We start from the raw sequence: 9,853 nt of genomic DNA, 5'->3' as shown, positions 1-9,853 counted from the left end.
GGGCCAATGGCGTCAGGCGCGCTTAGCCAATTGCTTAACGAGACTGATTGGGGCGAGCTTGATTACTTAATTGTGGATATGCCACCGGGCACCGGTGATATTCAACTTACAATGAGCCAAAAAGTACCCGCGAGCGGCACTGTTATTGTCACTACACCGCAAGACTTAGCCCTAGCCGATGCGCAAAAAGGCATTGCTATGTTTAATAAAGTAAACGTGCCAGTGCTGGGCTTAATTGAAAACATGAGTTATTACATTTGCAGCCACTGCGGTGAAGCTAACCACGTATTTGGTAAAGACGGTGCACAAAAGCTGGCGCACAAGCACGGCGTACCCGTACTTAGCCATATTCCTCTTGCAATAGATATACGTGAATATTCTGAGCAAGGAAAACTTATTGCCAACGATAACGACGCGGCGATAAGCAAAACATACAGCGCAGCAGCGAGGCTTATAGCCAGCACGCTCTATTATCAACAGCATCACAATGCAATTGAAATTGTGATTACAGAAGATTAATAAATAATGAGACTTTCAGACACACATATTAATGAATACCTAAGCGATGGTCGCATTGTTATTGAGCCTGCGCCAACAAGTGACATGATTTCAGGCGTAACTGCCGATTTGCGATTAGGTAATAAATTCAGAACTTTTAATGCGCATAATGCGGCATACGTCGATTTAAGTGGTCCAAAAGATCAGCTAAATAAAGCCATGGAATCAATCATGAGTGAAGAAATAGTGCTTGATGAAGGTGAAGCATTCTTTTTACATCCAGGTGAACTTGCACTTGCTATAACACACGAAAAAGTAACTCTGCCAGCAGACATCGTAGGCTGGTTAGATGGACGCTCATCGTTAGCTCGTTTAGGTTTAATGGTGCATGTAACAGCGCACCGAATCGACCCAGGCTGGAGCGGTAATATTGTTTTAGAGTTTTACAACTCAGGCAAATTACCACTGGCGCTTCGTCCACTGATGAAAATTGGTGCTATGAGCTTTGAAATGCTATCGGGCCCGTGTGAAAACCCATACAACATTCGTAAAGATGCAAAATATAAAGATCAAAACAGCGCAGTAGCAAGTCGTATTAGTGACGATAAGTAACCACTAAATAAAGCTTTTATTCGTCTATTTTATGAAGCGCATAACCCAGTAGTTCAAAGTACTGGTTAAGCGCTTCATTTGCTTTATTAATATGCTCAGCGTTTGGGTATATTAAATTACTACTTTACCCTACAACCGAGAAACTATTGAGTGCTTTATTAACAGAGCATATTACGTGTTGTGCGCCGATAAAGTTAACTATCGAAACAAACGCTTAAATCTAGCTATGATATATACAGTAGAAAACCTTTCCCCAAAATCCAGCATATTTAATTGCTTAACGCAGAACGACTCGCTTACTCAGTACAACTGCTATTCGATACCTGTACGCACAATTACGACATAGTAAATCACCTGCCCGTACCTAAATCAAGGACGTAAATGGGTGTAATATTAATTTTGAATACGACAGCTTTAACTCGTTAGTACAACAAATAACTCTGGCCGTAAAAAACCGAAAGGTTATGTATTTACACACTAGTTAACAAAATAGAAAATTCGACCACCTTGAAAGCATGAAGATAAGGTGCTTTTAAAGCTAAAATAACAGAGTCTAAAGGTGAACTTGGTGCTTCCATGTATATGGATAAAGAGTTTTCAGACCCTCCACTCCAGCAACAATGGAAATGGGCTTTGGTCCAGACCTTGGAGTCGATCAAGTATGGGCTAAACGAGATAAAGACGGCAAAGTGATAGAGTATTTTGTTGTTGAAGCTAAAGGCCCAGATGCTAAATTATTAACTGGTGCAAACAAAGGTGACCAGATGACAAATATATGGGTTGCAAATAGCTTAAAGTCGATGAAAAATTCTAAAAAACACAAAGAAAAAAATCAATTGGGCGAAGATATTTTAGATGCTATCGAGAATAAAAAACCTAAAGTAACTAAGCTTGTTATTGAAGCCGTTGAGGTTGACGGTGCGATTACTGGCGGTAAATTTCAGCCTCTTCCAAAGGAAAAAAAGAAGGTAAAAAGAATGCTAAAACTTAATAATTATGATTTTGAATTTGAAAAGCTTTTTAGAAAAGCACCTATAACTATTGAAATTAGATTAGCTGATATGAACAACTGTCTTCGGTCAGTGTTCAGTCGTGTGAATTTAGATGACGATGACCCTAAAATTCAGTTATGTATTAGTACATTACCGCAGGCTCTAACTGAATTAGAGATAACACTTACTAAAGTGTTTCAGTGATAAAGCTTGCTAACAATACGCCCTGAGGTGGACGACTAGTAAAATTTAGCTATTAATTGCAAATTTTAAAAGTGGTGAACCTCTGCGTTTCAAGGCCGCTAAATACGTCGATTTATCGTAGGGGGTATTCGTTTTCAAAACCTAAATACAATCCTTATTCACTTAAATGCCAGTGATCTAATAATGCTGTTATGCGGATTATCCTCGGCTTTTTGTTGCTCATAATACGCTTTAGCCCAAAATGAAAGTGAAATAGACGGTACAATCGGACGACGATAGCTGTTAATTAACGAATGGCAAACGACTTCGCTTTATAGAGCCGGCTTTCCTCTAAATAAAAAACGAGTTAATCTACAGGCTCGTTATACGTAATCTAGGGATTAGATGAAACCTGAAATTATCAATTCAAATTGGCCGAACGCACTTCGTTGGTTTTTGGTACAAAACACTGAGAGTTTTTGTCCTTGGCATTTTTTATCTCACGCAGCAGAATTTGAGTTTGCCGCTAAGGCTTTTGCTAACGAAGATACAGAAAATAGAATGATATTTGTATTTGCTAGCCGACAAGACAATGACGATTTTGCAGGTCTCGAAATTGTTGATGGCACAATTACTGATAAGGTTATTGTATTCCATCCAGTTTTTGGCTCAGGTAAATCAGAGCGGAGTTGGGATGTTGTAGAAACAGAATACAATGATGTATTTGAGTTTTTATCAAATCATATTGTTCAAGATATGAAAGATTGGGCACTTACGGAAGATGCTTCTGATTTTTGAGTGAATATGTATAAAAAGGTGTATAGGTTCAAATGATAACATCACCGGTGGCGGTTTTGGTGACTAGTGCCATATAACATAACAACAAACTACATTACTTTGCTCATTGGGAAAAAAGCCTCGCTGTCGCTTAGCTTTTCCCGTTATTGTAAGCGTTATGCGTAGGGAGGAATATGCACATAGATGATTCAGAAGATCGTGAAAACTATGTCTTAAAACACTGTAGAGATTTTATGACCTCTCGGGAAAGGAAAATTATTAATGCCTCTGGTAAACTTAGACTACAGTACCAAGGCAATGCTAATGAGAAATCGCGTTTAATAATGTGGTCCTTAACGGGAGCAAATAAAGATAAGCTTATTGAGCAAGTCCTAATTGGTGATCCAAAACCAATCCTGACTAAAATTGCTAAACGCATCATAATTGATCATCAATATGCGATAAAGACATGCCCTGATTGTGGCTATGTCCTTAGAACCCCAAAAGCCATGCAGTGCAGAAAATGTTTCAAATCTTGGCACGATTAAACGCACAATTAAACGCATAATTGTAGAGTTTTGCATTAGCCGAAATTATCGATTTTGCGTGAGTTTAATGCAGGTGTAGTTACTTGTTTTTCCAAAGTCAGTTCAATCTATATAATTAAATTCTATGAGTATTAAATGAGCGCTATGTTAGAAAAATACCGTTGGTATAATACTCTCAAAGGCAAGCGAGATATTGGTAATCGTAGCGCTTTACTTACTCGTTATGGTGTTTTGTCTATTTTTTATTATGGATTTACAAGCAGTCGATTAAATTTTGCATGCATGCAATAAATCAGTTCCTTATTTAGGGTTACAGGTTAACAAATATGATTAAATTTATAGTAACAATGTTGATTTTCGTTGCTTTTGTATCGAATGCTGATGACGATTTTTCCTCTTCGTTTGTATCTGGGAATTATCGGCTAATAGGTCAAGGGATAGATACTGACGTTTCTTATAGTGGCACTATTTCAATCTATTTAGAAAATAATCAATTGAAAATAAAAAGAAAGATAAATGGAAACGTTATTAATGGGGTCGCTAGTTTTAAATCTACTCTAAGTGGTGATTCTAAAGTTTTACGAATTGAGTTTTCAGAAAATAAAATCGACTATGAAGAAACATGTTTGTGGAGTAGTGATTTGGATAATTACGCCAGAATTACGTGTTATTTATATACCCCTGGTTCCAAAATAAAGAAACCAGGAATAGAAGCATTTTTTATTGATCACTCACTTAATTAAATGTGAAATAAAGTGTTAAAAACGAAACTAAAGAATTGGGTCAATATTAATAACCCACTTTATTAAACTATTTAAGTGAGAAGGGACGAACAATGAATCAGCTAATTGTTAAAAATGTCGACTGTTATGGTGATGAAACGGCAACAATCACTTTAAAAAGTGAATTTGTGTCTATAGATATATTTTGCCATTTATGTGATTTTAAAAATGGAGATAAAGTAGAAGATTTATTGGACGTTTTAGATGTAGATGTTAAATCAGCATATCTTAATGATTGGTCCGAGAGTTTAATACAAGAAAAATCTACAATGTGGATCCAAAAACAAGGTCCGTATGAGTACATAGGCTGCGGCAAAGTTATTGATTTTGAAAGTGGAATAATTAATGTGCTTGGCTTTCATATAAATTTTGATCAAAAATTATATTCTGATTGGGTTGAGTTTAAAATTAGCCGATTAGAATTGTGGTAAATTACGGCTAACAAATTAAAACTGACTCAAAACACTTAGTCTGTGTTTTATTCTGTCAAATTTAGCTCGCCTTTTTCACAAACTTTGCAGTCACCATCATTTCGCCAATACCCTCAACTTTGCAATCAAGTTCGTGGTCTTTTTTATCAAGCACTCGCCTTACAACCGCTTTGGTGCCAATTTTAATTACTTGTGAACTACCTTTAATTTTTAAATCTTTGGCTACTGTCACTTTGTCGCCATCATTTAGCAAAGTGCCATTGGCATCTTTTACGCTAAAAGCGTCTTCATCGTTTGTACTATTTGGATTCCACTCATAGGCGCATTCGGGGCAAACAAGCAGTTGTTGGTCTTCGTAAACATATTCACATTGGCATTTTGTGCAAGCAGGTAGCGACATTTTTAACTCTCATAAAGTACTCGTTTTGCGTATTTTAAAGGGCTAAATTAATAAAATACAGTTAATAAGTAATTTTCATCTTCACGCTAAAAATATCTCGTTTGTGCGTTTTAAAAAAAGGGCATATAAAGCACATGTCGCTTAAGCAATTTAAGCGCTAACTCGTACAGTAGGTACTTGTTAAAGCACCCATCGTATTAAGTGATTTGCAATAATGCGCCACTTAGTACGATGGGTGTTTCTATTTATAATGCTTAATATTTTACTAGGCATGCTTTTATATTTTGACTTAACTAGGAAAAGTCGTGTTTAAAACCTTAATTGTGGTTGATAACAACGAGCAAACGCTTGCTCAATCGTTCGAAAATGTAATTACGTTTAATACCTACTTACGTGATTACCCAAAACATAACGAACCAAAAACACGCATTATTAATCTGTGCGACTCAAGCCAATACTTGAGCAAAGGTTACTATTGCTCGTTACTTGCTGAGGCGCGCAAACACCAAGTTTTACCCAGTGTAAAAACCATTAATGCACTTCGCAGTGGTCAAGCACCTATGCTAAATTTGGGCCAAATAGATGGCACACTTTACTTTGGTAATGCCCAAAACGATTTACAATCAAAAGCGGCAAAGTCGGTATTTAAACAATATCCTGCGCCGATTTTATTTGTTGATGAACAAGGCTTATTACAACAAGGGTCTTTGTCGTCTTTAAGTGAGCAGCAGTACAGTGACTTTGTTGCAAAGCTAGATAACTTTACTAAAACGCAGTGGCGTATTAGTTCGGTACAACGTCGTTTTAGATGGGACATGGCAATACTTGTTGATCATAACGAAAAAGTGCCGCCGAGTGATAAAGACGCCATAGCACGCTTTATTAAAGCAGCGGCTAAACACGGTATTAATGCACAAGCATTAAGCTTTGACGAAATTGATAACATTGCTCAATTTGATGCGTTATTTATTCGCCAAACTACAGCGATTGACCACCCAACGTATCGCCTTGCGAGCAAAGCGCAAAGCCTGGGTTTAGTGGTTATTGACGACGCTGAGTCTATTTTACGTTGTTGTAATAAAGTGTATTTACACGATGCATTTAATTATCAAAAAGTGCCAAGTTTAAAAACGGTTGTAGTGGCTGATCAATCAAGTGAAACGCTTGAGCAATTAGAAGAAGCGTTTACATATCCGCTTGTTTTAAAAATGCCTGAAGGGTCTTTCTCAAAAGGTGTTTTTAAAGTTTCAAACCGTGATGAGCTTGAAGCTAAGCTTACAGAGCTGTTTGAGTTTAGCGCATTAGTGCTTGCACAAGAGTACATGTATACCGAATACGATTGGCGAGTGGGTGTGTTAAATGGTCGTGCAATTTATGCATGTCGTTATTTAATGGCGCGTAACCATTGGCAAATTTATAACCACGATGCTAAACGGTTTTTCTCTGGTGGCTTTGAAACATTGCCAACCTTTGAGTTACCAAAAGCGGTATTAGATGCAGCTTTAAAAGCATGTAAAACAGTGGGTAAAGGTTTATATGGCGTAGATGTTAAAGAGCATCAAGGCAAAGCATACGTGCTTGAAGTAAACGACAACCCAAGTATTGATCACAAAGTAGAAGACGGCTATTTAGGCGACGAGCTATACATGATCATTATGGATGAATTTAAACAACGCTTAGAAGCACGAGGTCGTGGGTAATAACATGAGCAACCTTGTTATTCGAAAAGCGCTTAGCAGTGATTTAAATGCACTGATTGACGTTGAAAATGCCTGCTTTAATAACGATAAATTGAGCCCGCGCAGTTTAAAGCGCTGGCTAAGTGCTAAGCACGGTATTTTACTCGTTGCAGAAAATGGCGAGCAATTATGCGGCTATGGGCTAGTGTGGTGCCATAAAGGGACTCGTTTAGCGCGTTTATATTCGCTTGCTGTTTTACCAACTATGCAAGGTAAAGGTATTGCAAAAGCACTGCTTACTAGCCTTGAAAAAGAAACGTATGAGCGCGCTCGGCTGTACTTGCGCTTAGAAGTGGCTGTAAATAACGAAAGTGCGATTGGGCTTTATACAAGTTTAGGTTACAGGGTATTTGGTCAATACAGCGATTATTACGACGATCACAGTGACGCACTACGAATGCAAAAAAACATTCGACAAATAAGTGAGTTAAAAGTGGCGCGTTTAACGCCGTGGTATCAGCAAACTACAGAGTTTACGTGCGGACCTGCTGCGCTATTAATGGCAATGGGCGCACTTGAGCCTACTACTGAGCTTACTCAATCACATGAGTTAGCACTTTGGCGTGAAGGCACCACTATTTTTATGACATCGGGTCATGGAGGGTGTCATCCGTTTGGTTTGGCACTTGCGGCTAATAAGCGTGGTTTTAAAAGCGAGGTAATGGTTAATACTACCGAGCCTTTATTTTTAGATGGCGTACGCAACGAAAACAAAAAAGTGGTACTTGCCACCGTGCATCAGCAATTTGTAGATGGTATTACACAGGCAAATATACCCCTTACACATAAAGATGTAGAGCTTGAGTATATTGAGCAGTGGTTAAGTAAAGGCTTTAGCGTGCTGTTATTAATTAGCACATATAGTTTTGATGGTAAAAAATCGCCACATTGGGTGTGTGTTACGCACCTTGATGAGCATTGCGTGTATGTTCACGATCCGTTTTGTGAGCCCGGTAACGACAAACAGCTCGCAATAGATTGCCAATATGTACCTATTGCGCGAAGTGATTTTAGTAAAATGTCAGCGTTTGGTAGCCAACGTTTAAGAACAGCGGTGGCTATAGCTAATAAAATATAAGGTTAACAGTGACTTTTTTAGATTTAATTGATGTAGCCCCGTATTCGTGGGCGGCTATTGGTACTGCGGCTTTTTGTGGTGCCATTATTGGTATAGAGCGCCAATTGCGTGGTAAACCTGTAGGCATTCGTACTTCAGCGTTAATAACCTTGGGTACGTATTTGTTTTTATCCACTGCGTTTAATTTACAAGGGGATGTGATAGATCATTCTCGTGTAGTTGGGCAAATAATTACAGGTATTGGCTTTTTAGGTGCAGGCGTTATGCTCGCAAAAGATGGTGCGGTAGTCGGTGTAACCTCTGCCGCAACTATATGGGTGCTTGCATCAATAGGCGTTATGATAGCTACCGATAACCTTGGCGCAGCAATAAAGCTCTCCGTACTGGTAGTGGGCATTTTATACGGAGTAGATGTACTCGAAGCTAAATTTAAAAGCCTGAGCAAAGGTGTGCACACTAAAGTAAAAAATTATCAAAAACGTTACTATCGAAAAGAATTTGATGAAACAAAACGCCACGATTAGTGGCGTTTTTGTTTTATATACTTTTTATCGAACTCATTTAGCAATAAATTAGTTTAAGCAGTATTGAGGAAAACGCATTAATCTGCATTTCAGCGTAACCATGTTTATGTTTAACTCAAATATATTGCAGTAAAAGCGTGCTTGGGTAATGGTATGAGTTCAAATAATTAGGAGTCATATTTATGCTTAGCACACGTATTAAAATTACGAGCAAGGTTTTGCAATACAGCACACTTGCAGTAGCGTGTTCTTTTGTTCTGACAACACATGCGTCAGAGCTTAAATTTAAAGACCAAGAAAAACTTCATAACATTGCAGCTGAAATTTCAGCTAAGCGTATTGGCAGCGATATTCAAACGCTAGTGGATTTTGGTACGCGTCATACATTATCAGAAACAAAGTCAGACACCCGAGGCATTGGTGCAGCAAGACGTTGGATAAAAAAAGAGTTTGAAAAAATATCAGCTGAATGTGGCGGGTGTTTAGAAATAATAGAAGTAAAAGACACTATATCGGGCGAAAAACGTATTCCGAATCCTGTTGAAGTAGTAAATATTGTTGCGATTCAGCGCGGTATGAGCGAACCAAATAGAATGGTGATGATGTCGGGAGATATAGATTCACGTGTAAGCGATGTTATGGACTTTACCAGCGATTCGCCAGGTGCAAACGATAACGCATCAGGAGTGGCTGGCGTTATAGAAGCGGCTCGCGTATTAAGTAAGTATAAATTTAATGGCTCGGTTGTTTATGCTGCGCTTTCGGGCGAGGAGCAAGGGTTGTTTGGTGGTAAAATATTAACGGCTTATGCGCAAAAACATGATTGGCAAGTACATGGTGTTTTAAATAACGACATGATTGGTAATGTTAGTGGTATTAATGGCGTTACGGATAATACAACGGCTCGAATATTTTCAGAAGGCACACGTGTTGTAGAAACCAAAGAGCAAGCAAAAACACGTCGTTTTACTGGTGGCGAGGTTGACTCGGCGAGTCGTAACTTAGCACGTTATATAGACACAGTTGCCGACAGATACATTCCTAATTTAGATACTATGTTGGTTTACCGATTAGATAGATTTGGTCGAGGAGGGCATCACCGTCCGTTTAATGATGCTGGATTTGCCGCAGTTCGTATTATGGAAACTAACGAAAACTATAATCATCAACACCAAGATTTACGCACTGAAAATGGTGTTGAGTACGGTGATACTATTGAGGGCGTTGATTTTGATTACACCGCAAAACTAACATCGTTAAATGCGGTAACTATGGCATCGATGGCTTGG

Annotated in this window: 13 protein-coding genes; 12 read left to right on the top strand and 1 reads right to left on the bottom strand. The window is 38.4% G+C overall.

Going from position 1 to position 9,853, the window contains the following annotated elements; translation table 11 throughout:
- From L647_RS0109395 to L647_RS0109365, 8 genes are all read left to right on the top strand, one after another.
- Positions 1-519 (top strand): P-loop NTPase (locus tag L647_RS0109395; protein WP_024610913.1); only part of this gene is annotated, 519 nt, incomplete at its 5' end.
- A 6-nt stretch (positions 520-525) separates the two neighbouring features.
- Entirely contained in the window at positions 526-1,110 is a 585-nt protein-coding gene (gene dcd, locus L647_RS0109390) for a dCTP deaminase (protein ID WP_007582539.1), read from the top strand.
- Between the two features lie 626 nt (positions 1,111-1,736).
- On the top strand, positions 1,737-2,306 hold the full coding sequence (locus tag L647_RS1000000126245) for a hypothetical protein (RefSeq protein ID WP_216712735.1): 570 nt from the start codon (positions 1,737-1,739) through the stop codon (positions 2,304-2,306).
- A 384-nt stretch (positions 2,307-2,690) separates the two neighbouring features.
- Positions 2,691-3,083 carry a hypothetical protein gene (locus L647_RS0109380; RefSeq protein WP_024610911.1) on the top strand — a complete coding sequence of 131 codons (393 nt, stop codon included), beginning with the start codon at positions 2,691-2,693 and terminating at the stop codon, positions 3,081-3,083.
- Between the two features lie 173 nt (positions 3,084-3,256).
- On the top strand, positions 3,257-3,610 hold the full coding sequence (locus L647_RS0109375) for a hypothetical protein (RefSeq protein WP_024610910.1): 354 nt from the start codon (positions 3,257-3,259) through the stop codon (positions 3,608-3,610).
- Between the two features lie 135 nt (positions 3,611-3,745).
- Positions 3,746-3,901: a hypothetical protein gene (locus L647_RS1000000126010; protein ID WP_158001065.1), complete on the top strand. Its 156-nt coding sequence runs from the start codon at positions 3,746-3,748 to the stop codon at positions 3,899-3,901.
- A 35-nt stretch (positions 3,902-3,936) separates the two neighbouring features.
- Complete coding sequence (locus L647_RS0109370) at positions 3,937-4,353, top strand: hypothetical protein (RefSeq protein ID WP_024610909.1); 417 nt, start codon at positions 3,937-3,939, stop codon at positions 4,351-4,353.
- A 92-nt stretch (positions 4,354-4,445) separates the two neighbouring features.
- Positions 4,446-4,823 carry a hypothetical protein gene (locus tag L647_RS0109365; protein ID WP_024610908.1) on the top strand — a complete coding sequence of 126 codons (378 nt, stop codon included), beginning with the start codon at positions 4,446-4,448 and terminating at the stop codon, positions 4,821-4,823.
- 61 nt (positions 4,824-4,884) lie between these two features.
- On the opposite strand, the gene L647_RS0109360 is transcribed toward L647_RS0109365, so the two are convergent.
- The gene (locus L647_RS0109360) at positions 4,885-5,223 is read right to left on the bottom strand and encodes a zinc ribbon domain-containing protein YjdM (RefSeq protein WP_024610907.1); all 339 of its coding nucleotides are present in this window, start codon (positions 5,221-5,223) and stop codon (positions 4,885-4,887) included.
- A gap of 305 nt (positions 5,224-5,528) precedes the next feature.
- Between L647_RS0109360 and L647_RS0109355 the strand changes: the two genes are divergently transcribed.
- From L647_RS0109355 to L647_RS0109340, 4 genes are all read left to right on the top strand, one after another.
- Positions 5,529-6,923, top strand: coding sequence for a RimK family protein (locus L647_RS0109355; protein WP_024610906.1), 1,395 nt, complete (start codon positions 5,529-5,531; stop codon positions 6,921-6,923).
- A 4-nt stretch (positions 6,924-6,927) separates the two neighbouring features.
- Positions 6,928-8,040, top strand: a complete 1,113-nt coding sequence (locus tag L647_RS0109350; RefSeq protein WP_024610905.1) for a GNAT family N-acetyltransferase/peptidase C39 family protein — start codon at positions 6,928-6,930, stop codon at positions 8,038-8,040.
- Between the two features lie 8 nt (positions 8,041-8,048).
- Positions 8,049-8,564: an MgtC/SapB family protein gene (locus L647_RS0109345; RefSeq protein WP_024610904.1), complete on the top strand. Its 516-nt coding sequence runs from the start codon at positions 8,049-8,051 to the stop codon at positions 8,562-8,564.
- Positions 8,565-8,746: 182 nt separating this feature from the next.
- Positions 8,747-9,853, top strand: a 1,107-nt coding sequence (locus tag L647_RS0109340; protein WP_024610903.1) for a M28 family peptidase, incomplete at its 3' end; no start/stop codon positions are given.

It is taken from the genome of Pseudoalteromonas sp. TB64 (genome assembly GCF_000498095.1).
Classification (GTDB): Bacteria; Pseudomonadota; Gammaproteobacteria; order Enterobacterales; family Alteromonadaceae; genus Pseudoalteromonas.
Note: the sequence above shows the minus strand (reverse complement) of the source record. Positions and strands in the feature narration are given on the sequence as shown.

What these genes read in the sequence shown, in the direction of transcription:
- dcd (WP_007582539.1), top strand. Translation starts at nt 526, where the DNA reads ATGAGACTTTCAGACACACATATTAATGAATACCTAAGCGATGGTCGC.
- L647_RS0109370 (WP_024610909.1), top strand. Translation starts at nt 3,937, where the DNA reads ATGATTAAATTTATAGTAACAATGTTGATTTTCGTTGCTTTTGTATCG.
- L647_RS1000000126010 (WP_158001065.1), top strand. Translation starts at nt 3,746, where the DNA reads ATGAGCGCTATGTTAGAAAAATACCGTTGGTATAATACTCTCAAAGGC.
- L647_RS0109365 (WP_024610908.1), top strand. Translation starts at nt 4,446, where the DNA reads ATGAATCAGCTAATTGTTAAAAATGTCGACTGTTATGGTGATGAAACG.
- L647_RS0109375 (WP_024610910.1), top strand. Translation starts at nt 3,257, where the DNA reads ATGCACATAGATGATTCAGAAGATCGTGAAAACTATGTCTTAAAACAC.
- L647_RS0109380 (WP_024610911.1), top strand. Translation starts at nt 2,691, where the DNA reads ATGAAACCTGAAATTATCAATTCAAATTGGCCGAACGCACTTCGTTGG.
- L647_RS0109360 (WP_024610907.1), bottom strand. Translation starts at nt 5,223, where the DNA reads ATGTCGCTACCTGCTTGCACAAAATGCCAATGTGAATATGTTTACGAA.
- L647_RS1000000126245 (WP_216712735.1), top strand. Translation starts at nt 1,737, where the DNA reads ATGGGCTTTGGTCCAGACCTTGGAGTCGATCAAGTATGGGCTAAACGA.
- L647_RS0109350 (WP_024610905.1), top strand. Translation starts at nt 6,928, where the DNA reads ATGAGCAACCTTGTTATTCGAAAAGCGCTTAGCAGTGATTTAAATGCA.